Raw genomic sequence first — 23662 nt, 5'->3', positions numbered from 1 at the left:
GATCATGAAGCGGAAGAAGTTAACAAAAGCTGTCGTCAATCAGGTAGGATTTGCCCGGGATGGTGTCCTCTGAATCTTAAAAAACTGATCGTGTCCAAGCCCAGGCAAGCATGATAAGTCCATAGAAAAACACCCGAGCTCCGGATTGTAGTTTTTCAACCCTGTTAATTAGTTATAATTAACAGGGCAAGACGGGGCTCAAAGCTGGGCACTACGTGCCGCTTAAAGCCCTATTTATTAGCGGTAGTGGTTTATTTCACTCTTAATTTCCTGTAAAATTTAGAAATATCTTCAATAAAAAGGTCTGGCTCTTCCATAGCCGTAAAATGTCCTCCACAAGGTATTTCTGTCCATTGTATTATATTCAAATTTTCCTCAGCCCATTCTTTTGGTGGCAATAAAATATCTTCAGAAAACAGGGCAAGCGCAGTTGGTACTGTTATTTTACCCATTGGAGGCAGAGAATGTGTGTTCTCGTAATACATATTCACCGAAGAACTTAGGGTATTCGTGAACCAGTAAATCATTACATTGGTCAATAGTTCATCTTTACTATACGAATTTTCAAGCTGACCTTTACAATCACTCCAAGAACGAAATTTTTCAAGAATCCATGCTGCTGTACCAATAGGGGAGTCAGAAAGTCCATAGGATAAAGTTTGTGGTTTTGTAGATTGAATGGATATATAGCCTGCTTCTTGTGCCATCCATTGTTGTGCTGTCTTTTTATAGGAAGTTTCGGCGGCTGATAGTTTGCTTTCATCTGCCTCCATTAAAAGCGCTCGAATAATGCCAACATCTGTCAGGTGGATTCCTATTAATAGTTCGGGATGGTTTAGCGCCATATAGCGGGTAACACCTGAACCTATATCGCCACCTGCTGCTGCAAATTTGGTGTAACCTAATTTCTCAGTCATCAACTTTATCCATAATTCGGCTACATGAGCATTATTGTATCCACTATGTTCCGGCTTATCTGAGAAACCAAATCCGGGTAAAGAAGGAATAATTACATCGAATGAATCGTTTGGGTCGCCACCAAAACTGGCAGGGTCGGTAAGTCTATTTATAATTTTTTCATATCGAAGAAAACTATCAGGCCAACCGTGAGTTAGAATGATTGGAATTGGATTTTTTCCTTTTCCTTTTACCCAAATAAAGTGAATACCGATTCCGTCAATATTACATTTAAATTGAGAATGATTGTTTAATTCTTTTTCCTGAGCACGCCAGTCATAACTATTCTGCCAATATTCAACAATGGACTGTAAATCCTCCTTTTTCATTCCTCTTTCCCAGTCAGAATCTTTTAGTTGATTGGGCCACCTTGTTTTGGATAATCTGGAAGAAAGTTCTTCCAATGTACTATCCGGTATTTGGATTTGAAATTTTTGAAGTGTCATATTATTCCTAATTTATCAAATTTCTAAAACAGTATTTCAATTAATGTAATTGATTACGCTTTGTTTCTGGGGCGTTTTCACCATTACCGCTAATAAATAGGGCTTTAAGCGGCACGTAGTGCCCAGCTTTGAGCCCTATTTATTAACGCCTGGTTTTTCAATTATCATTTTGTCAATTCAATTTTTTATCAAAACTCATTATCTCATCAAAAAGAAAATCAGGAGATAAAAATTCGAAGAACACTCTATTCATCAAGTAAGTTCCTATTCCAAGTTTAAATGGTTCTCCTTTTAAGAATCCGCTTATCCAAAATATATAGTTTTCATCTTCACTAAGCTCCAATTTAAAGCGTTTCCTGTTTAGTTTCTTTTTCCAAACATTAAAGTCAAAGAATACAAATATTTCAAGTTTATTCTTGATTAAGTCAATGTAGTATTCTGATTTCTCAAAAATCAACGGTAATGGATAATATCCAAAATCATTTATATGAGTTTGATTTAATGAAAAAGGGATTGGTGAAACTAAATTTTGTCTATTTAATTTCGAATTAAGTTCCTGTGAATTAAAAGGATTATCGTAATTGATTACATAAACGAGTCCTTTTTCTACTTGCTCAACAACTAATCCTACTTCCTTTGCATTTGCTATCAGTCTATTAATTTCACTGATATAATCTACAACATTATTTTTGAATGATACTCTCGTGGATTTTAAACCTTTTTGCAAAATTTCTTGGGGTACATCTTCAAATAGATAACTTGTTAGTCTTTCATAGCTTTCTTCTTGTCGTAGGTCGCGTTTTGTCTTACGTTTTCCAGATTTTATTTCGAAAGGTATCCACTCGTCATTTGATTTAATAACGGTTATATCAAAATATCTCAGGGAATTAGTTAAATCATTTAATATTGCAATTCCTCCAAGTTGGAATGTTGACCTTAAACATTTACGCTCAAGTCTATTCCCTTTTTTATTACTTATAAAACCTGTTTTTTCTTTAAATGACTGTGGTTTTATATCAAATCTATTTATAAAAGTATGGGCAATAGAATCACCAAGAGTTCTAAATATGATAAGCAATTTTTGATATGAATCATTTTTTGTTTTAATCAAGTCTATTCTTTTTTTATAACGAGCGGATTCTTGTTTTTCTAGCCTTTTTGAGGGATTTCCTAATTGTGATTTTAATTCTTTTCTTTCAGTTTTATTTTTTTGAATATTTCTTTCAATATTGGTGATAACTCGTATTAAGTCTTCTTGAATATCAAGCCAAGTAGAATTGTCGCGAAATGGATTTGCCTTTCCTTCATTTATTTTGTCTATTATATTTTGAATTCTAGGGAAATAATATCTATACATAAAAGAAGATTGTTCCATTGTTTCGATTGTGCTTTATTAAACTTGGCGTTAACGTATCAGTATTTTATCCAATGTTCTTAACGAACGATGTTAAAAGTAGGAATAATCTTCGATTTGATCAGCAGTTTTTTTAAAAGAGCTAATGAATAGTGGATAAAATTAAGTTGGACTGTTCCCCGCGCCGCTATGGGCTTGTTATTGCTGGCAATGTCTTGCTTATTGCTGACGATCTTGTCTCTACTCTTAGCGATGTCTTGCATATTGCCGGCGATGTCCTACATATTGATAGCGATCTTGTCCCTATCCTTGGCGATGTCTTGCATATTGTTAGCGATGTCGTCCCTACTCTTGGCGATGTCCTGCTTATCGATAGCGATGTTGTCCTTATCCTTGGCGACGTCTTGCATATTGCTGGCGATGTTGTCCCTATTCGTGGCGAAGTCGTGCATATTACCGGCGATGTTGTTCGGATCCTTAACGATGTGCGTTTGGTGCTTAGCTGCCCAAAAAAGACCGAAGGCAATTGGATTGTGCCTCCGGTCGGGATTCGTTTAGTGGCCAACACGTTCTTACGATGGAGCTACGACCTCCTCGTTGTCGCGGGGACTTGGAGTGCCCTGGCTTTTGACCAGCTTGCTGAATACGAACAGTTCTCTTTTTACGGGCTCGTGTTTAAACAGGCTCTTCCCGATGGCACAAATATCCATGGCTTGTGCATAAGCATCGTTCAAGGCCGAAATCGATTCCTTCGTATCCAGCTTGGAACTGCCTTTCAGGCTTTCCTGTGTAATGTTCGCCTGGTTCAGCGTATCGGCATAGCCCATAATGTTGGTCAACCTGCCCGGGTTCACTTGGTGTTGTTCCAGTTTGGTGCGCATCGCTTCATCAAGGTGGCTGCTAAAGGTCAGCAACAAACCAATCATCTCCGACTGGTTATTGCGGGACGCTTTACTCCAATACGCTCTAAAGCCCAGTTGCTGGATGATGCTCTGTTGCTCTTTCAAATCGTTGCGGAAGCCCCGTTCAATCTGTGTTTTTACCATTTCCAGGTCGTCCTTGGCTTTTTCGGTCAGCTCATTCACCAGGTTGGTTTGCTCTTGCAGCTCTTCCCGGGAACTGCTCCCAAAATATTCGGTAAGGATGAGCTCCACCGTTGCCCGGAAATCCGCAATAAACGGGTCGCTCCAAGCCGGCATTTCATTCACAAACGTTTCTTTTTCCTGTTCAAAATGATCGGCAACTGTTAAAGCTGCAATCAACATCGGTAGTGTTTTGTACCTGAAATCTCGTTTCATTTTTTTTTGTGTTTTTTAGTTTGACAAATTATTTAGTTATCTAAAACCTGGCCTGCATCACCAATTAATGATGATCAGCAGGCCAGATACTTAGTCTCAATCCCCAATTTATCTTTTCAAAAACACTCTTTAGGCGGGCAAAAGCAAGGTAAAAGCTGAACAGAAATTTGAACTTTTGTTACCTGCTACGTATTGTTTAATACCTTTTTCACACAAAAGGTTACCCCAATCCATAAAAATAGTTTATCCGGGGCTCGATTATTTGTAGCTGCTTGTCTTTTTGCCCCGAAGTCCGGCAGGCCAACATCCCTCATTTAAAATCAAAATGAAGATCTAAATTTTGAAAAAGAAGAAAGATTAACTCTACCTTTGCAACGACTGGAATTTCACGATCTTCCAGCCGGTACAAATTAGTTTTAAGCATGAGAAAAAATTATTCAGGAGGTAACGCCTCCCATTCAAAAAAACCACAAACACAAAGCTTTGAGGTCAAAGAGCCGGAAGAGTTGATGAAATTCCTAATTGCCAGCCTGCCGCATAAAAATCGCAACAACATCAAAACCCTGCTCAAAAAAAAACAAGTGCGGGTCGATGGTAAATCCATCACCCAATTTAATCACCTGCTAAAACCCGGACAAAAGGTTTCGCTTGACACGGCTCCGGCTCCTATTGCCAAGCAAATGCGGGGCATTTCTATTGTTCACGAAGACAAAGACCTCATCATCGTTAATAAAAATGCCGGACTGCTGACCATGGCCACCGAAAAAGAAAAACGAGCTACGGTATACAGTATTTTGAGCAACTATGTAAAAGATGAAAACCGCGAAGCCAAGATTTTTATCGTTCATCGGCTCGATCGGGAAACATCGGGATTGATGATGTTTGCAAAAAGCGAAGAAATGCAGGAGCTGCTGCAGGAATCGTGGAAACACACAATTTCGGAACGTACTTACCTGGCTGTGATCGACGGCAAGCTTGAACAACCGGAAGGAACCATTAGCTCGTACCTGTTTGAAAGCAGCGTGTTTAAAGTACACTCAACACAAGATCCGGAGAAGGGGCGGCATGCCATTACGCACTATTCAACCGCTAAAAGTAACGAGGAGTACTCCATGTTAAAAGTGAATCTGGAAACGGGCCGGAAGAATCAGATTCGGGTCCATCTGCAAGACCTAAAACATCCGGTGATTGGCGATAAAAAATATGGCTCGAAATCGAACCCCATTGGCCGGCTTGGATTACACGCCTGGGTGTTGGCTTTCGAACATCCGATAACGGGTAAAAAGATGCGCTTTGAAACGTCCGTTCCGGGAAGCTTTCTGAAACTGTTTTAATGGAAAACCGACAAGCTCAGGCATGGAGTCGTTCTATTTTAACTTTCCTTTTTCTCAATAAAAACCTACTTTTGAGTTCGTAAAATCTGCTAAATGAAAACAATACTAATAACAGGAGGAGCCGGATTTATTGGTTCCCATGTGGTTCGACTATTCGTCAACAAATACCCCGAATACAACATTGTTAACCTCGACAAACTCACTTATGCCGGGAATTTGGCTAACCTGAAAGACTTGGAAGGAAAGCCGAATTACGAATTTGTAAAGGCTGACATTGTTGATAGTGAAGCGATGTTGAAACTATTCGAGGAAAGGCAGTTTGATGGCGTGATCCACTTGGCAGCCGAATCGCATGTGGATCGGTCGATTTCGAACCCCACTGAGTTTGTTTTCACCAACGTAATTGGCACGGTCAACCTGTTGAATGCTGCCCGCGCTTGTTGGAAAGACCAGCCTGAAGGACGCTTGTTTTACCACATCTCAACCGATGAGGTCTATGGCTCACTGAGCAATGATGGTACGATGTTTACCGAAGACACCGGTTACGATCCACACAGCCCGTATTCGGCTTCAAAAGCCAGCTCTGACCATTTTGTGCGCGCCTATCACGACACCTTCCAATTGCCGGCTTTGATTTCAAATTGCTCCAATAATTACGGTTCATTCCAATTCCCTGAAAAACTGATCCCGTTGTTCATCAATAACATTCGCAACAACAAGCCATTACCCGTTTACGGAAAAGGCGAAAACATACGCGACTGGCTTTGGGTTGAAGATCATGCCCGCGCCATTGACGTCATTTTTCATCAGGGGAAACCGGGTGAAACCTACAACATTGGCGGTCATAACGAATGGACCAACATCGACCTGATTAAGTTGATGTGCTCCATTATGGATCGCAAACTGGGTCGTGAGGCCGGAACTTCGGAGAACTTAATTACCTACGTAAAAGACCGCGCCGGACATGATTTGCGCTATGCCATCGACTCGTCGAAACTGCAAAAAGAGCTGGACTGGGTGCCGAGTCTTCAATTTGAAGAAGGATTGGAAAAAACCATCGATTGGTATTTAAAGAATGAAGAATGGCTACAACATGTAACCAGCGGCGACTATCAGAAATACTACGAAAACCAATATCAAAAGCGGTAAAACTGGCTCTTGAGGTGCGGTAAGCACCAATTGATAACAAAAGCCAAAACCGGCTCAATGCTTCATTTTGAAAAAGTAGCAGATCGATGGAATAAAACCCGGAGGGTTGAACAACAATAACCGTAGGTGTAACCTACGGGAAACGATGAATAACAAGGAGCATCAGAACCCCTGAAAAGGGGTTCAAACTAATTTCCACTATTTCTTGAACGAGAATCGGGTTGTGCCGATATTGTTGCCATCAGCGAAGATATCGACCGTGTATTCTCCGGGGATGAAGGGATCCTCACCGTTGTTATCCCAAAAAATATTCACCGGCAAATCATTGCCTTCGTAAGTTACTTCACGCATGGCTGAGTATGGAATTCTCAAGTCTTCAAATCGAAACAAATCATTCTTCGATTTGAGCAGCAAAATCTGATCGGGACGCTGGATGCGAACATAAATATTTTTGGCTCCGCGTTTAGCGGTAATATTTTTACCAAGGGTAAAGTTGACCTGGATTTTTTCTGCTTTCCGACTGTTATTCACATCGTTCCCACGCGAATTGATGCCAAATGCGGTCAGGCCTTGCGCCTCCAGTGTAGCAGCTTTCTCAACGCGTTGCGACAAGCGTTCTTTCTCCTTTTCCAGCTTCTGGTTTTTGTTTTCAACCTGGGCAAAATCCTGTTTTACCTGTTCATTTTCGGCCATCAGCTCCTGGTTCCGACGATTCAACGAGTCAACCTGAACAATGTAATTACGCATAATCCGACGCAACGAGCCTACCTGCTCGCGATACTGCTCTATCTGATCGTAGCTGGCCTTTTTAACCTGTCCAATTTCCAGCAACAAATCCTTCACTTTGGTTTGTGCAACAAACAATTGGGTATTCATGGTGTCACTTTCCGTTTTCAGGCTATCATAGTTCTGAACCATCTCAGTCAACTCAACTTGAATGGAATCCTTTTCGGAGTTCAACGAATGCATAATTTGTTTATGCTCGTCTCGCTGCATAAAAAACAATACCACTACTACGATAAGAATAACCGAAAGAAAAATAACAATCAGATTATTACGTCTCTCCTTATCGGTTTCTCCCAGTGAAAATTTTTTCTTATTTTTTGCCGAATCACTCATATATTCAGAATTTTAGCCACCCAAAAACAACGCCCACAAAAGTAGTATTATTTTGTGGGCAGTCAAATATCAAACCAAATTGAAGAAGACGATAACCAATCCATAACGATTTAAGAATGGTTAACGAAATAAAGGGCTAAAATAGATTCCCCAGTTTCACCCCAAAGTAGATGGTTCGTGGTGATAATGGTCCGTAAACATATCCGGGATCTCGGTCGATACCATAATCAAAATCATCTTGATAATCATTAAACAGGTTTTTTACACCGGCATAAACCTGCAACGACAATTCATTCGACAAATTGAAGTTTTGGCTGATTTTTGCTCCGAGATCAAAAGACGAATCCACCTCGTTTAACTGACCGACCTCTGGATTTGCTAAGGTATTTCCAAAGTAGGGAACCAACATCGCTCCGGTGTAGTTACCGGTAACCGATGCCTTAAAAGACTCGCTTGGAGAGTAGCTAAACGAAAGGTATCCATAATTGTTGGGCGTACGAAAAAACCGCTTTTCATTAAACTCCTGTGGCGAATCGTATTCACTTTTTTGAACGGTGAAGCCGGTTTGAAACATCCATCTGGCACCCGGAGAAGCATTGAATTCAAAATTAATCCCTTGAACCCTGGCTCCATCCTCAGCGTTTGTTCGGGTATAAACCACTTCGCCTTTTTCGTTCGGCGTTCCATATTCGTTGGTAAACGGATTTTCGAGAACCGTGTAAAACCCTTCAGCTAAAAACTGAGTTTGCCAACGTCCGAAGGTCTCTGACATATCGACTGAAAAAGTGAAACTATGCGAGTTTTCCTGTTCCAAATCCGCATCATTCTCATGCGTAACACGGCGAGCCCCCGATGTTTCAATATGTAAGTCTTCATCAAAAATTTGTGGCGCACGGTAACCCTTGGCAAAGCTGGAACGCAATTGCACCTTCTCACCCAAATTATACATTAAGCTTGCCCGTGGGCTAAACACATTGCCTGAAATATCACCATCAGAATCTGCTTTATCCGAAATCGCATAATGCTCTAACCGGAAGCCAAGAGACACACGCCAGTTATTAGTTACCCATTCGTTTTGAGCGAAAAAGCCAACTGTACTAACCGACTGATCCGTGATGGTTGTTGTTCCAATATGTTCCATGGTGGCAATATCAAGATAGCCAAGCTTCTGATCCTTCAGGGCGTCGCTGGTCATTTCGGCTCCAAACAATAATTCGGAAGGCGAAAACAGACACTGCTCTACATCCCGATGATACTGTGTGCCGAGAGAAATAGCTAAATCCTCCGTATGGCCGTAAGCCGTCAGATCCTGCTCAGCACCATAATAGGAACCGCGATTGACAGACTGCATCGCAGCATAAAAGCTCAACTTGTCATGATCGCGCATAAACTTGTCGAATGTAAGGTTCGCCGAATTGATTTCGTGATCGACCGCTTCTGAGATGTCCGCTTCATGATTCGGAAGGTCAAAATCATTTCCTCCCCGCCGTGATTCATTGATAAAAAAGTAATCTAAATTGATTTTAGAGCGAACGCCCATGCGTTTAAAGAAGCTGGCTCCAAATGTACTGTTGCTTAGTTTTGAAAGCTCTGAATATCCATCGCCGTTCACATCATAAGGATCTCGCTTTCGTTTAAAACCATAAAAGCTCATCCCCGATCGGAAATCTTCACTCACAATCGATCCGTTCATACTCAGGTTGTAATCGGCTGTTTGATTATCGCCAATCAATCCAACTGAACTGTTGATGCTGTAGGTGTCCTGAATCGGCTCTTTTGTAATCAGGTTGATGGTTCCGGCAATAGCATTACTTCCATACAAAGCCGATCCCCCACCCCGAACGACCTCAACCCGGTCGATCATATTTGCAGGGATTAATTCCAATCCGTAAACGCCAGCCAAACCACTAAAAACAGGTCGGCTATTAATCAGGATTTGAGAGTACGGCCCTTCCAGTCCATTCATCCGAACTTGAGTGAAACCACAATTTTGACAGTTGTTTTCCATACGCAAGCCGGGGGTAAAACTTAAGCCTTCGCTCAGTGTTACACTTTGCGTATTTTCCAGCAACTTCGGACTGATCGTACTTACAATGGTTGATGCTTCGCGGCGTGATTTTTCACTCCGATCGGCAGTAATCACCACTTGAACCAGCCCAATCTGATCGGGTTTTAACTCAACAACCAATGTGAGCGGGTCACCAATCTTGAGATCCACTTCATACGCTCTGTTTTGGTAACCAACCGCAGATACTACGACTTCCTGCTTTCCTGCCGGTACTCCTACTAACTTATAGTGTCCGGTTGCGTCGGCAGCTGTGCCCATTGTTGTTCCTTTAACCATGATGGTTGCAAATGGAATGTGCTCTCCTTCCGATCGCACATCTCCAAATAGCATTGTATCTGTAAATTTGTCTTTGGGTTCTCCTTCGGCAAATGACAAAAGGGTGAATAGTGACAAGACAGCCACAAAAATTATGCTTTTCATTACTAGTTGATTTGGTAATTGATTTCTTCTGAAATCAAACAAGTGATAAATTGATATTCGGTTTTTTAACTCAGCCTTCTGTGAAGCTGAATAATTTATTGTCAAAAGTAGGCTGAGACCCTCAAGCTGACAATCCCCAAAAATTGGTATTTAAAAACGGATAATGTCTGTCTTTTCAATATATACAACACCTTTATCCTCAATAGTTATGAAAGGGGTGGACCACGAAGTCGCTGATCGTTCGCACTTTTGAAGCAATAAAGCTGAACGACCCGAACAGAAACAACTTTGTATGAAGGACGAATGACCTCCATGTCTGGCAAAGGCGCGGAGTTGTCAAAGTAATTGTGAAAGAAAGCCTGATAAAACTGATACTCAGCATGTGAATGCCGGTGTGGTAATTTGCTTTCAGCCTCGCGATCAAACGGGTGAGCATGCTGTATCACCACTCCATTCGAAAGCAAATGAACATGCATATTGCTAATGGAGTTAACCAGCAAAATGAGATAAACCGGTAAAACCAGAAGAATAAATACTTTTATATATTTGCGAAGCACCATCATGCCGCTGCAAATATAAGCGATGATGGATTAAGTAGAATCAATCTAAATAAAAAGCGACAGAAATTTAACATACAATTGGGAAAGAAAAAGATCGATATTGATTTATACAGTTACGGTGAATATACCGAATGGGATCGCAACAGCCGAAAACTACCGAAAATAGTCAACATTTCGCACACCGTTCAGGCTGACATTGGAACTGAATTTGGCTATGTTTTGAAAATAAAACGAGGAAAGGGCAAAAAGCTGGAATTCAAAGTTATTCATCCACCATTTAAAGACGAAAATGGTGTCGTGATGGACGACTTTACAGGCGAATATTACATCAATAGCAACGACTATGAGTTCTTTTTAGGCGATTGCATCTGGGAACCACTGAACGACAAACTTGGCCCGTGGCGATTAATCACCTACCTCGATGGGCAGGTGATTGCTGATAAAACACTCCAGTTGGTTCGAAAAGAAAGCTAATTAATCTTCTTTCTCAATCAATTTTGCAAGTTCTGCATACGCTTCGTCGCAAACAATCAGCAAATCTTTACCGATGCTCTGATAGTGTTTTTTTATCAACTTGGGGTTGTCTTTCCCGTCCGGGTGATTGACTCTGCTTATGAGATCTTTCCGCTTGGTCATGATCTCATCCACAATCTTGAAAGCTGCCTCTTTATCTGCATTTTCAAAAGCATTGATATACTGAAAATTGTCAACAACGACTAAGGATACTAAATAGTCAATGTCTTTTTTTAAATCGCGAACGCTTGCCATAATTAATGTATTTCTGAAGTTAATGGATATTTGATATGCTCAACATTTGTTAAAATTGCATTGACTGAACCAACCAATATTTCGGTTTCAACTTTTACCGGTATTCTATTCTGGTCGGCTGTAAACCACACGTTCATATACTCTCCATCGGGGAAAAAATCACCACCCAACAAACGAATGATTATATGATGGCAATGGAATTTTCTTCCATTGCGGGTTTTCACAACTTCTTCTCCCCGGTAACGAAAGTACAAATCTTCCGTCTTGTTATCAACCAACATCTTAAAATTAACCTGAGCATTTTTTTTCAGACCGTCAAAGTTAAAATTCCGAAAATCATAAACCGTATTCAGCATGTCCGAAACGGTTGGTTCCCAAACAAGCGTATCTCGAATAAACGGCTGATCTTCACGCTTGATAAAGGAATAGATTTTTCGGGCACCATCGTTAAACTGATACTCGTGAACAGTTGAGCTTTTAGCATGATTCACTTTTCGAATAAAATAATCAGGCTCGAAGTTTGAAAAATTCACCCGACTGATAAAGGTATCGCGAACCGTATAAAAAAAATCGTAGGCTTTGTACGTTTTACCGATTGCTGAGAAATGCCACATCTTCTTTTCATTCACCTTCACAGTATCCGTGCTGAAGATAACCTCTCCGGCATTTATCCAGATAAAATGCCAATTATAATAAGCTCCGTAGGTTAATTGCTCCTGAGGGACAAAAGCCGTTTGCGCTTTGCCCGGTTGGCCATTCAGGAAAAAAGCATTAAAAAGGAGAACGCTGAAAATTGCTGCTCGAAGAGCGCTGTGTTTTTTTGCTTTTATTCTTCGCATCTTCTTTTGGCTTGTCTTCGTCAATCAACTCTTTTTCATATTGAACTAAAGGTAGATTCCAGGTTTCCCGAACTTCAAAGTTCGAACGCAATTTCAACACTTTATTGTAATACATAACCTGCTCGGGCTGAATATCTTCGTCGATGTTTCCAGTATCCCACCTGCCATTGTTATTGCGATCAATAATCAAACGAATCTTATACTTATCGGGATTCAGGTATGGAAATTCAATCTCTCCATCTTTATCAATCCCAATTTGTTGTAATACCTTTTCTTTATCTGAGTTATCAAGCAGTTGCACAATTCCATGATCAGTTATTCCATTCAACTGCAAAATGATCTTTGCATAATAACCTTCTTCCTGAATCGTAAACCTTTTATTGAGCTCGTTTGTCGGATGACCGTCGTAATTGTACGCAGCAGCCGAATCAATAAAGAGCCGGTATGTTTCCATAAACTCCCATGGATACTGGATGTAGAACTTCCGTATCGAAGAAGAGTCCTGCCACATTTCAAATTCCAATTCTTCCTCAAGGGTATCTACTTGCTGATACAAATGCACCGCCGACCAATCAAACGTTCTTAAAGGCTCAGGAGCTTCCAGTTTAATATTCCGATAGATATCGAAGCCACTACTTTTTGTATTCTGTTTAAATGAAATATGCGGGATCGGCTCCGGTTCTTCCTCTTCTTCTTTTTTCTTGCGTCTTTTCCTGCTGGTATCCTCCGGTTTGGTATAATTAAATTCCAGTGTATCGTGCTTCAGTACCAAATTACTCAAGCTGTCAGCTACCAAATAGCTCACATCCATCAATAGTGAGTCAGTGTGACTTAAAACGGTATCTGTCAGCCAAATCATCAACGAATCTCTGGTCGGATTAAACTCAATATAACTCCAATCTTCATTCGTCGGTTCTGGCTTTAACAGCTCAACACGAAAAGAATCGCTTAATGTTTCGGTGAAGTAAAGATTAATCAGATTAGCCTGATCACGACTGTAGCTGTCAATGTACTGATCGAAAAATTCCTCATCAAAAAGCATCAGAAAGAAAGGCGTTTCCAATGCATTTCTTCGCTTGGTTTTAATGCTTAAGGTATCGCCGGAGATTGTATCAGTCTGATAATTTGGAAGATTCAAATCCTGAGGAGAAATCAAGGTGTCCAAAAAAGCAATCCGCTCCAATGGTTGATTATAAGTCAGTGTATTATCTTCATCGACCAAGGCATACAAACGGTATTCTCCGGGAGCAATATTGCTGATTACAAAAAACCCATCTTCGTCAGTTGTTGCAATATAATTCGGAAATGTATCTTTAAAAGCTTCCAGGTTATCGGTAGCATGCATCATAACCACAGCCCCTTCAACAGGCTCCAGATTTTTCGCATTCTTAACATATCCACCAATCATCAAACTATCAAAATCAGCCCCGGTACTAAACGCAAAACGAAAATCCTCCAGCGGGTTTTGTTCATTATTATCAACAATTGCACTTTTAAAATCAAGCGAGTAAGTTGTGTTTTGTTGCAGCGAATCTCCTAAGTCAATAATTAGCGTTTTCGACTTTGTCCGAATCATAGGACGCTCTTTTAAAGGAGGAGAAACCACAAGCGCTTCTCTTAATTTATCAACAACGACAAATTCGTTAAACGTCAGACTGATCTCGTTGCCATCAAAATTTATAGCGTTAAACTCAGGTCCCGTTTTAATAACATTGGGCGGTATCGAATCCTTTGGACCTCCGGTAGGCATTCCCGGGTTAGCACACGATGTTGTGAAAACCAGATACGCCACATAAGTCAATATGAGTATGGGGAAAATTTTTCTCATAGTTCTAAAACCTGAACAAACATACTAATTTCAGAATGATTTGCTGACTTGTAATTGTTAATTATTCCACGGTTACCGACTTCGCCAGATTTCGTGGTTGATCAACATCGCAACCTCGCATAACTGCAATGTAATATGCAAAAAGCTGAAGCGGAATAACTGCTAGCAAAGCAGCAACTGCCGGGTGCGACTCGGGAACTTCGAATAAGTCATCAGCCATTTTTCGCAATCCATTGTCTCCTTCGGTTACAACCGCAATGACATTTCCCTTGCGAGCCTTCACCTCCTGAATGTTGCTTACAACTTTCTCGTAATAGCTATCCTTAGCCGAAACCACCACCACCGGTAGATTATCATCAACCAGGGCTATTGGACCGTGTTTCATCTCTCCTGCAGCATAACCTTCGGCGTGCATGTATGAAATCTCTTTCAATTTTAGCGCACCTTCCAAGGCAACCGGGAACAGATATCCGCGCCCTAAATACAGAGCATTAATCGCGTCTTTATATTTTTCAGCCACCTCCTTGATATGAGGATGGCTCATCAAAATCGTCTCTATTTTAGCCGGAATTTCCAACAGCTCGGCTATGAGCATTTCATAGAACTCCTGATCAATTTCACCACGTTCTTTAGCAAGCTTAAATGCCAACAAGGTAAGCACAGTAACCTGAGCTGTAAAAGCTTTCGTGGAGGCCACTCCAATTTCTGTTCCGGCGTGTGTATAAACTCCGGCATCGGTTTCACGCGCAATACTTGAGCCAACAACATTGCAAATACCTATGATGAGCGCGCCTTTTTCTTTCGCCATTTTCAATGCTGCCAGGGTATCGGCAGTTTCGCCGCTCTGGCTAATAGCAATAACAACATCTCCCTTGTTGATAATGGGTTTTCGGTATCGAAATTCTGAAGCATATTCAACCTCAACAGGCACCCGGGCATATTCTTCGATGAGATACTCTGCCACCAAAGCTGCATGCCAAGATGTTCCGCATCCAATAATAATGATCCGGTTGGCCGAGACAATTTGTGGAAAAACATCAATCAAACCACCCAGATTTATGTCGTTTTGATTTGGCCGGATGCGACCTCGATAGGTATCGGATATGGTTTTGGGCTGTTCGAAAATTTCTTTCAGCATGTAATGCTCAAAGTCGCCCTTGTCCAAATCACCAATGCTCAAGTCAACCTTGGTAATTTTAAAGTTGGCCGGGTTATTCTGCACCGTTTTTAGGGTCAGGCTATTTTTCTCGATAATAGCCACGTCACCATCATTCAGGTAAATCACACTATCAGTGTATTCAACAATCGGGCTGGCATCCGAAGCTAAAAAATACTCTCCTTGCCCAATACCAATTACCAAAGGACTCCCCATCCGGGCTGCTATAATCCGATGTTTTTCGTCCTTGCAGATAACAACGATACCATAAGCACCAACGACTTTCGAAAGAGCCAAACGAACAGCTGTTTCTGCATCTTCAACCTCATCTAGCTGATAGAAATATTCAATCAGGTTAGCCAGCACTTCCGTGTCGGTGTCCGATTGAAATTCAAATCCTTTCTCCGTAAGATCTCTCTTTAGCCTGGCATAGTTTTCAATAATGCCATTGTGCACCAAAACAAAGTTTCCATGCATCGATTGATGTGGATGAGCATTTTCATCATTGGGTTCGCCATGTGTTGCCCACCGGGTATGGCCTATTCCGATACTCCCCTCAACATTTTTATCGGCAACAAAAGCCTCCAGTTCACTAACTTTCCCTTGACGTTTATAGACGTTTAATGTACTGTTATAAATAGCAATACCGGCGGAATCATATCCCCGGTATTCTAATCGCTGCAACCCTTTGATAAGGATCGGATATACATTTTTATCGCCAATATAACCAACTATTCCACACATATTTGTTTCTGTTAATTTTTCGGTGGAACCGATTAGTAAGCGCTAATTCAATTTTGTGTAAGTCACTCCCAAACGAATTCCAACATGACTAGTTGAACCCTTTAAAACGACCCTTCGCGTCTGTTCATTTTGATAAAGAGTAGAAAGATAAAATCCATCATTTGTAACCTCTTCATTTTCGAGGATTGCTTGCAAATGATTCGTGATATTGAATCTATAGGTCGCATCTTCCGCATAAAAAAAGCCTCCATACAAATTCGGGGACACACCATAATCATAGGGAAAATATAAATATCCATCTTCACCTGGCTGATAGGTTTCATTTATTGCAAAAAGCGCGAGCTTAGGTGGAACAGAATAGGTTTGATAATCTGAAGCTATAGTATCCACCTGAAATATCAATTGTGCTTTATTGATGACATAATCCCCGTATTGAACGGAATCTTTCCAATCATCTAAGTTTGGAATATTAATTTTCGCCCTCAGCCCACCGAGTGTTTGTAAATAGATCAAGCTGTCGGGTTCGCTTTGATTCGCTCCCAGTTGATCAGCAAATGCAGTGCCTGAATAATCGTGCGTATAACTGCTGATACGAGCAGAACTTGAATTGATGCCATAACTAAAGGTGTATTGCTTGATCAGGGTGTCTGTTTCTGCTTCATGATCGCTATAGTATAGCGTTAAATTAGATCCCGCAGCGAGAGTTGAAATTCGAACTAAACCGCCCCCGTCTTCGATATCCTGTGGCTCAACATAAAATCCTTTAAAAAAATCTAAAAAGGTGTCGTTGTTAACCATTTTAGTAGAATCGGCATTGTACAATTCCTCTGCTACGCTATCATCCAACCTGATTGCCAATTCCTGAACAAGTGTATCTGTACCGGTAGAGTCCAATTCAAGTTTTGGAATGAAATCCAGCTCTCCTACAGGAGTTGAAGATGCCAGCGATTTCAAATCAACATCTTGGTAATAGGAGTAATCACTTGCTCCTGCATCCGACAAAGTATCAATGTAAATATCTTCTTGAAGCTTATATACTTTCAGACTTTGAGTTGTTATGGTATCGCCATAAAATTCTTTATACAAAAGATATAAAACGACAGAATCAAGCTGTAATGTATCAGCATAACCAGGATATCCGGGAAGCCGAACATGAAACGCCATGTCTGCAGTTGTTTTTCCAAAAACCGGATCGTTGAATGTACCAAAAACATTGTAGTTTGGCTCATCGGTCTTCAGTGGACCATCTTTTTCAGTAAACGCTTCTATTGATTCGCTATCGACACTCTGTCCAACTGTTTTTAAATCTGATCCGGGCAAAAGTTCCATCCCTGTTCCATTCGGATCGTCCTTACAATTCCACAGCGTAAAAGCCAATAGCATAAAAGCTACGGCCAGCTTTACTGGTTTTATCTGCTTTCTATTCACGTAAACATTGTTTTTCAGCTCTTGAAAACTTACAGCACCTTATCGTAAAAATCGTTATAGGCATCGATGTAAGTCTCTTCAGACTGATAATTTAAAAATAATTTGTTTTTGTCCTGAACGTACGCGGCCAAATTTGGATCAATTTCATCACTGCCTTGAATGACAGCATCTGCATATTCAATTCCAAGTTTTGACATGTTCTCATAGGTTGGCTCATCAAGGAGTTTAAGATCTTCCTCGGCTACACCATCCAACAAAACATTACGCTTTGTATTTGGACTTAACGAATTCTTAAAGTTTTCATTGTATAGCGAGTAAACAACTTTTGAGTTGGCGAATAACGGATCGTTATGATACGCTTTCTTAATATAGAGAGGGACCAGAGAGGCTAGCCATCCATGACAATGAATGATATCGGGAGCCCAGCGAAGTTTAATCACAGTTTCCAACACGCCACGGGCAAAAAAAACAGCCCGTTCGTCATTGTCTTCAAATTCTTTTCCTTTTTTATCTTTCAGAATCTCCTTTCGGTGAAAATAATCCTCATTATCAATAAAATAAACCTGCATCCGGGCCGCCTGAATAGACGCTACCTTAATAATAAGTGGGTGATCTGCATCATTAATTACCAAGTTCATTCCTGATAAACGAATGACTTCATGTAATTGATTTCTACGTTCATTAACACTACCATACCGTGGCATAAATGTCCGAATCTCGCGACCTTTTTCCTGTATCCCCTGAGGCAGATACCTAGACTTTACCGACATTTCTGATTCTGGGAGGTAGGGTGTAATTTCCTGAGAGATAAATAGTACTCTTTTCTTTTCCATTGAAAATTTGATGAATTTGATTGTGCAAAATTAGTAAAAATATCGCTAACATTCAATTTTATGTAATTACCAGAGTCTTAAAAAAACTTAAGAACTCGACTATCCTATGTTTTGAATTATTTATTTACTTTTGCACCGTTAATTTTATTGCTGTATGCTGGTTGTAAAGGAAATAACAGAATTGCAAGCGATCATTGATCACGAGAAAAAAGAGGGTAAAACGATTGGTTTTGTTCCGACTATGGGTGCTTTACACAATGGACATATTTCATTGGTTGAAACAGCCACACAACAGTCAAACTATGTGATTGTTAGCATCTTTGTGAACCCCACTCAATTCAATGATAAAAAAGATTTAATTAATTATCCGAGAACTCTGGAAAGAGATTTAAAATTACTGGATAAAACTTCCTGTAATTTAGTGTTTTCGCCTGATACTAATACGATGTATCCTGAGAAAGACAACCGACAGTTTAATTTCGGACAGCTTGAAACAGTTATGGAGGGTCAGTTTCGACCGGGGCATTTTAACGGTGTAGCGCAGGTTGTAAGCAAGTTTTTTGAAATCGTAAAACCAGACAAAGCTTTTTTTGGGCTGAAGGACTTTCAACAGCTTGTAATTATAAAAGCTCTGGTAAAACAGTTAAATTTGCCCATTGAAATTGTGCCTTGTCCAATTGTCCGTGAAAACGATGGGCTAGCCATGAGTTCTCGAAACCAAAGGCTTACAAAAGAACAAAGACACAATGCCTCACATATTTATAAAACGCTATGTGAAGCTCGGAACAAAGCCCACACAATGAGCGTAAAAGAACTTAAACAGTGGGTTGCAGAAACAATTAATCAGAATGAATTTCTGGAAACGGAATATTTTGAAATATCTGATGATGAAGAACTTAACCCAATTAAAGACTGGAACAGCCCACTAAACAAAGTTGGATGCATAGCTGTTCAGTGTGGTGAGGTTAGGTTAATTGATAATATTGTATTTGAATAAAAAATTACAACATGTTTATTGAAGTTTGTAAATCGAAAATACATAAAGTAAGTGTTACTGAAGCGAACCTGCAGTACGTTGGAAGTATCACAATTGATGAAGATTTAATGGACGCTGCGAATCTTATTGAAAATGAAAAGGTTCAGGTAGTAAACATTAACAATGGAGAGCGTTTGGAAACCTACGTTATCAAGGGTAAACGAGATTCAGGTGTTATTTGCCTGAACGGTCCGGCAGCGCGCAAAGTTGCCGTTGGCGACGTCGTTATCATTATTTCGTATGCAACCATGGATTTTGAAGAAGCTAAAACATTTAAACCCAGCTTGGTTTTCCCCGACATTGAGACCAACAAACTCGTTTAAAAGAGTTAATAATCATATTTTAAACCTCAAGGCTTTTTTTAGCTTTGGGGTTTTCTTATTTTTACTGAATATCCTTCAGCCAAATTATGAATGAAATTACGGGTAAAATCCATCACTCCTTCGACGATTTTTTTGAGACCTTAAAATCTTGGAAAACAACGAATCAAAAGCTTGTTTTCACCAACGGATGCTTTGATCTGGTGCACCGTGGACATATTGATTCTTTAGTGAAATCTGCGAAATTTGGCGACAAATTGATTATTGGCCTCAACACCGATCATTCGGTCAAATTACTAAAGGGCGAAACACGTCCCCTCGTCGATGAAGAGTCGCGAGCCATCCTGATGGCTTCGTTGCAAATGGTTGACGCCGTAGTTCTCTTTGACGAAGAAACCCCCTACGAACTCATCAAAGCCATTCAGCCCGATGTGTTGGTGAAAGGCAATGAATATAGCATTGAAGAAATTGCCGGACACGATGTGGTGCTGGCCCGCGGAGGAAAAGTAGAACGAATAGAGCTCACCGACGGATTTTCCACTTCCGCATTAATCGAAAAAATAAAAAAACTCTGACCATGGCCAAAGTAAAAACGGTTCACGTTTGTCAAAACTGTGGTAGCCAATCGCCCAAATGGGTTGGACGCTGCACCAACTGTGGCGAGTGGAATACTTTTGTTGAAGAAGCGGTGGTGAAAGAAACAAAAAGTCCGCTAAGCTCGCGAACTGCAAGCGGCTCAAAACCGCAAAAGCTAAATGAAGTCAGAACAGAGCAAACCCAACGAATTGACTGCTGTAACCGAGAGCTGAATCGCGTATTGGGCGGCGGCCTGGTTCCCGGCTCATTGGTTTTGGTTGGTGGCGAACCCGGCATTGGGAAATCCACGCTGGTTTTGCAAGTTGCCCTTGATTTAAAATCGAAGAAAATCTTATATGTTTCGGGAGAAGAAAGTATTCAGCAAATTAAAATTCGTGCCAACCGACTAAAGCGCGAAAACGACAACTGCTATTTTTTAAGCGAAACATCATTGGAGAATATCCTGACACATTGCGAACACCTGGAGCCGGAAGTACTGATCATCGACTCCATTCAAACAGTAGCAACAGCACATATTGAGTCATCGCCGGGATCAGTCAGCCAGATTCGCGAGTGCACCAATGCCATTTCGAAATTCTCCAAAGAACGCCAGATTCCGGCCATATTAATCGGCCATATCACCAAAGAAGGAAGCCTGGCAGGCCCCAAGGTGTTGGAACACATGGTAGATACCGTTTTGCAGTTTGAAGGTGAAAATCAATATCTCTACCGAATACTGCGATCGATAAAAAACCGCTTTGGCTCCACCAGCGAACTGGGTATTTTTGAGATGAATAACGAAGGAATGCGCGAAGTCACCAATCCATCGGAACTGCTCATAAACCGAGACCACGAAGGGCTGAGTGGAACTGCTATTTCCGGAGCCATTGAAGGAAATCGACCTTTGCTGATTGAAATTCAGTCGTTGGTTAGTACTGCTGCCTACGGAACTCCACAACGCTCATCCACCGGCTTTGACCTACGACGACTGAATATGCTACTGGCTGTATTGGAAAAACGCGCTGGTTTTAAACTGGCTTCTAAAGATGTGTTCCTGAATATTGCCGGAGGTATTAAAGTGGACGACCCGGCAATCGACCTCGCCGTGATCTCTGCTATTCTATCGTCCAACTTCGATTTGGCGATCGACAAAAAACTTTGTTTTACAGGGGAAGTAGGGCTATCTGGCGAAATTAGAGCTGTGAACCGACTGGAACAACGCATCGCTGAAGCCGAAAAACTGGGAATGCAAAAAATATTCATCCCAAAAAACGGAAAAAGCCTCAACCTAAGTAAATTTAAAATTCAAATTGAAGAAGTAAATCGGGTCGATGATTTCTTCAAAAAGCTTTTTCGGAAAAACTAAAAGCAGATACTTTTTCATAATTTTAATCTTTTCCCAAAATAAGCTATCCAAAAAATGAAAGGGAATTCTAACTTTGTCAAGCTATTAAAGAAAAACATGCAACGAATAACTTTCTATTTTTTTGTTTTATTATTGACTTTCGGGAGTTTTGCCTGTAAAGAAAAAAAAGGCTATCCAAAGCCTGACAATCTGGTGAGCGAAGAAAAAATGGTCGATATACTTTACGACATTCATCTTGGTGAAGCATATTCCGAAAAATTTCGGTATTCCGGCGACACCACCAAACTTGAATCGAAAGACCTCTATTTTTCAATATTGGAAGAACACGGAATGCAAGACTCTATTTTTGCTGAATCGGTGGTGTATTACTCCAGCATGCCTAAAATTTACGCCCGGATTTACCAGCAGGTCATTGATCGGTTGAAGATGCTACAAGAAGAGAGTAACAAGAAAGAAGAAGTTAACATTCAACCCGAAAAATGAAAAAATATGCAGCTCACTACCTGTTTCCTGGCGATAGAAACCCAATTGCAAAAGGAATAATCAAAGTCGACCCAAGCGGCCTGATTCTCGAATTAATTAATCCCGTTAATGGGCTGAGCGAGCAGGAAGGCATGGAGTTTCATAACGGAATCATTTGCCCCGCATTTGTAAATGTTTTTCACGAATTTGAAGATGAGCGTTTTTTCAGAAAATTCCCTTTGTTGCAAAAATATAATCACCTGAAGCCGGAAAGACTCAATACCGAAAAAGATATTTTGTCGTGGATTAAAGCGATTCAACGTGAAAACCTACAACTAACACTTGACGAGCTAATCAGAATCTTCACCCTCGATGCAGCTAAGTCCATTAAGCTCGAAAAGGAAGTCGGCAGCCTCGAAAAAGGGAAACGCCCCGGCTTAATGTTGATCTCCGGAATGGATTATCGAAACCTCCGGCTTTCTGAAAAGAGCTATTTGAAAATGCTGATCTAATCAATTTCGTATTGATTAAATATTTCGTATTTTCGGTTTTCTCAAATCAAACATAACGTACAACCCATGACTTATGTAGCTGACAACAATCGGTATAACTCGATAGAATACAAACGATGTGGGAAATCGGGACTAAAACTACCCGCGCTATCGCTTGGCCTTTGGCACAACTTCGGAGGAATTGATATTTATGAGAATGGCCGTTCCATTCTGCGTCACGCTTTCGACAAAGGAATTACTCATTTCGATTTGGCGAACAACTATGGTCCTCCATACGGATCGGCCGAGGAGAACTTTGGCAAAATCATGCAACAAGACTTCCAACCCTATCGAGACGAGATGATTATTTCAACCAAGGCAGGCTACGACATGTGGCCCGGCCCCTATGGCAATTGGGGCAGTCGAAAATACTTGTTGGCTAGTCTGGATCAAAGCCTGAAACGAATGGGACTGGATTATGTAGACATCTTTTACTCGCACCGACCAGATCCGGAAACCCCACTGGAAGAAACACTGATGGCGCTTAATCAAGCGGTAAGGCAAGGAAAAGCATTGTACGTCGGCATTTCAAATTACCCGGCAGACCGCGCACTGGAAGCTGCTAAAATACTTCGCGAGCTGGGAACTCCACTACTTATTCATCAGCCCAAATATTCGATGTTCGAGCGTTGGGTCGAAGATAAACTTCTTGATGTCCTGGAAGAGGAGGGCGTTGGTTGCATTCCATTTTCGCCACTTGCCCAAGGTTTGCTTACCGACAAATACCTCAATGGTGTCCCGGAAGGATCGCGAGCCAACCGGGCTCATTTTCTGAAGCCTGAAATGGTAGAATCCTCAATCAACAAAGTACAAAAGCTCAATAAAATTGCAGGGCAAAGAGAGCAGAGTTTGGCTCAAATGGCTCTGGCGTGGATCTTAAAAGACAAGCGCATCACCTCAGTCCTGATCGGAGCTAGTTCAACCAGCCAGCTGGATGATAACATCAAAATGTTGGATAAAACTCAATTCTCTGATGATGAACTTACTCGCATCGATGATATTCTGAAAAGCTAGAATGTAAAAAGTGTCTGGAGCAACCATTTAAAGTAC

23 protein-coding genes are annotated in these 23662 nt (G+C 40.9%); 10 read left to right on the top strand and 13 right to left on the bottom strand.

Features of this window, described 5'->3' with window-relative positions:
- Nucleotides 1-251: 251 nt before the first annotated feature.
- The 4 genes from ACTB00_RS04930 to ACTB00_RS04915 all read right to left on the bottom strand — a co-directional run bounded on the left by ACTB00_RS04930 (nt 252) and on the right by ACTB00_RS04915 (nt 4055).
- Nucleotides 252-1403: an epoxide hydrolase family protein gene (locus tag ACTB00_RS04930; protein ID WP_463298832.1), complete on the bottom strand. Its 1152-nt coding sequence runs from the start codon at nt 1401-1403 to the stop codon at nt 252-254.
- A gap of 172 nt (nt 1404-1575) precedes the next feature.
- Nucleotides 1576-2778, bottom strand: coding sequence for a hypothetical protein (locus ACTB00_RS04925; RefSeq protein WP_463298831.1), 1203 nt, complete (start codon nt 2776-2778; stop codon nt 1576-1578).
- A gap of 257 nt (nt 2779-3035) precedes the next feature.
- Nucleotides 3036-3209 carry a hypothetical protein gene (locus ACTB00_RS04920; RefSeq protein ID WP_463298830.1) on the bottom strand — a complete coding sequence of 58 codons (174 nt, stop codon included), beginning with the start codon at nt 3207-3209 and terminating at the stop codon, nt 3036-3038.
- A gap of 120 nt (nt 3210-3329) precedes the next feature.
- Nucleotides 3330-4055, bottom strand: a complete 726-nt coding sequence (locus ACTB00_RS04915) for a hypothetical protein (RefSeq protein ID WP_463298829.1) — start codon at nt 4053-4055, stop codon at nt 3330-3332.
- Nucleotides 4056-4477: 422 nt separating this feature from the next.
- Here ACTB00_RS04915 and ACTB00_RS04910 point away from each other — a divergent pair, with 422 nt between their 5' ends.
- Both ACTB00_RS04910 and rfbB read left to right on the top strand, forming a co-directional pair.
- On the top strand, nt 4478-5389 hold the full coding sequence (locus tag ACTB00_RS04910) for an RluA family pseudouridine synthase (protein WP_463298828.1): 912 nt from the start codon (nt 4478-4480) through the stop codon (nt 5387-5389).
- Between the two features lie 93 nt (nt 5390-5482).
- Entirely contained in the window at nt 5483-6538 is a 1056-nt protein-coding gene (rfbB, locus tag ACTB00_RS04905) for a dTDP-glucose 4,6-dehydratase (RefSeq protein ID WP_463298827.1), read from the top strand.
- Between the two features lie 198 nt (nt 6539-6736).
- Here the strand turns inward: rfbB and ACTB00_RS04900 are convergent, their stop codons facing one another.
- The 3 genes from ACTB00_RS04900 to ACTB00_RS04890 all read right to left on the bottom strand — a co-directional run bounded on the left by ACTB00_RS04900 (nt 6737) and on the right by ACTB00_RS04890 (nt 10708).
- Nucleotides 6737-7657, bottom strand: coding sequence for a zinc ribbon domain-containing protein (locus ACTB00_RS04900; RefSeq protein ID WP_463298826.1), 921 nt, complete (start codon nt 7655-7657; stop codon nt 6737-6739).
- Between the two features lie 136 nt (nt 7658-7793).
- Entirely contained in the window at nt 7794-10145 is a 2352-nt protein-coding gene (locus tag ACTB00_RS04895; protein WP_463298825.1) for a TonB-dependent receptor, read from the bottom strand.
- Between the two features lie 206 nt (nt 10146-10351).
- Complete coding sequence (locus ACTB00_RS04890) at nt 10352-10708, bottom strand: hypothetical protein (RefSeq protein WP_463298824.1); 357 nt, start codon at nt 10706-10708, stop codon at nt 10352-10354.
- A gap of 75 nt (nt 10709-10783) precedes the next feature.
- Between ACTB00_RS04890 and ACTB00_RS04885 the strand changes: the two genes are divergently transcribed.
- On the top strand, nt 10784-11179 hold the full coding sequence (locus ACTB00_RS04885) for a DUF3859 domain-containing protein (protein WP_463298823.1): 396 nt from the start codon (nt 10784-10786) through the stop codon (nt 11177-11179).
- On the opposite strand, the gene ACTB00_RS04880 is transcribed toward ACTB00_RS04885, so the two are convergent.
- From ACTB00_RS04880 to ACTB00_RS04855, 6 genes are all read right to left on the bottom strand, one after another.
- Entirely contained in the window at nt 11180-11473 is a 294-nt protein-coding gene (locus ACTB00_RS04880) for a hypothetical protein (protein ID WP_463298822.1), read from the bottom strand.
- Nucleotides 11474-11475: 2 nt separating this feature from the next.
- On the bottom strand, nt 11476-12312 hold the full coding sequence (locus tag ACTB00_RS04875; protein ID WP_463298821.1) for a DUF3108 domain-containing protein: 837 nt from the start codon (nt 12310-12312) through the stop codon (nt 11476-11478).
- Nucleotides 12245-14140 carry an Ig-like domain-containing protein gene (locus ACTB00_RS04870; RefSeq protein WP_463298820.1) on the bottom strand — a complete coding sequence of 632 codons (1896 nt, stop codon included), beginning with the start codon at nt 14138-14140 and terminating at the stop codon, nt 12245-12247. Before ACTB00_RS04870 ends, ACTB00_RS04875 begins: the two co-directional genes overlap by 68 nt.
- Before the next feature lie 61 nt (nt 14141-14201).
- A complete protein-coding gene (glmS, locus tag ACTB00_RS04865) occupies nt 14202-16040 on the bottom strand; it encodes a glutamine--fructose-6-phosphate transaminase (isomerizing) (RefSeq protein WP_463298819.1) in 1839 nt (612 codons plus the stop codon).
- 42 nt (nt 16041-16082) lie between these two features.
- On the bottom strand, nt 16083-17468 hold the full coding sequence (locus ACTB00_RS04860; RefSeq protein ID WP_463298818.1) for a DUF4270 domain-containing protein: 1386 nt from the start codon (nt 17466-17468) through the stop codon (nt 16083-16085).
- 29 nt (nt 17469-17497) lie between these two features.
- Nucleotides 17498-18301: a glycogen/starch synthase gene (locus ACTB00_RS04855; protein ID WP_463298817.1), complete on the bottom strand. Its 804-nt coding sequence runs from the start codon at nt 18299-18301 to the stop codon at nt 17498-17500.
- A gap of 154 nt (nt 18302-18455) precedes the next feature.
- Between ACTB00_RS04855 and panC the strand changes: the two genes are divergently transcribed.
- The 7 genes from panC to mgrA all read left to right on the top strand — a co-directional run bounded on the left by panC (nt 18456) and on the right by mgrA (nt 23626).
- Entirely contained in the window at nt 18456-19298 is an 843-nt protein-coding gene (gene panC, locus ACTB00_RS04850; protein ID WP_463298816.1) for a pantoate--beta-alanine ligase, read from the top strand.
- An 11-nt stretch (nt 19299-19309) separates the two neighbouring features.
- On the top strand, nt 19310-19660 hold the full coding sequence (gene panD / locus ACTB00_RS04845; RefSeq protein WP_159521405.1) for an aspartate 1-decarboxylase: 351 nt from the start codon (nt 19310-19312) through the stop codon (nt 19658-19660).
- A gap of 86 nt (nt 19661-19746) precedes the next feature.
- Nucleotides 19747-20232: a D-glycero-beta-D-manno-heptose 1-phosphate adenylyltransferase gene (gene rfaE2 / locus ACTB00_RS04840; RefSeq protein WP_463298815.1), complete on the top strand. Its 486-nt coding sequence runs from the start codon at nt 19747-19749 to the stop codon at nt 20230-20232.
- A 2-nt stretch (nt 20233-20234) separates the two neighbouring features.
- Nucleotides 20235-21599: a DNA repair protein RadA gene (gene radA / locus ACTB00_RS04835; RefSeq protein WP_463298814.1), complete on the top strand. Its 1365-nt coding sequence runs from the start codon at nt 20235-20237 to the stop codon at nt 21597-21599.
- A 96-nt stretch (nt 21600-21695) separates the two neighbouring features.
- The gene (locus tag ACTB00_RS04830) at nt 21696-22082 is read left to right on the top strand and encodes a DUF4296 domain-containing protein (protein ID WP_463298813.1); all 387 of its coding nucleotides are present in this window, start codon (nt 21696-21698) and stop codon (nt 22080-22082) included.
- Nucleotides 22079-22573: an amidohydrolase family protein gene (locus ACTB00_RS04825; RefSeq protein WP_463298812.1), complete on the top strand. Its 495-nt coding sequence runs from the start codon at nt 22079-22081 to the stop codon at nt 22571-22573. The genes ACTB00_RS04830 and ACTB00_RS04825 overlap by 4 nt, the downstream gene beginning before the upstream one ends.
- Before the next feature lie 66 nt (nt 22574-22639).
- Nucleotides 22640-23626, top strand: coding sequence for an L-glyceraldehyde 3-phosphate reductase (gene mgrA, locus ACTB00_RS04820; protein ID WP_463298811.1), 987 nt, complete (start codon nt 22640-22642; stop codon nt 23624-23626).
- The last annotated feature ends 36 nt before the right edge of the window (nt 23627-23662 follow it).

The sequence above is a fragment of the Sunxiuqinia sp. genome, from assembly GCF_055140945.1.
Note: the sequence above shows the minus strand (reverse complement) of the source record. Positions and strands in the feature narration are given on the sequence as shown.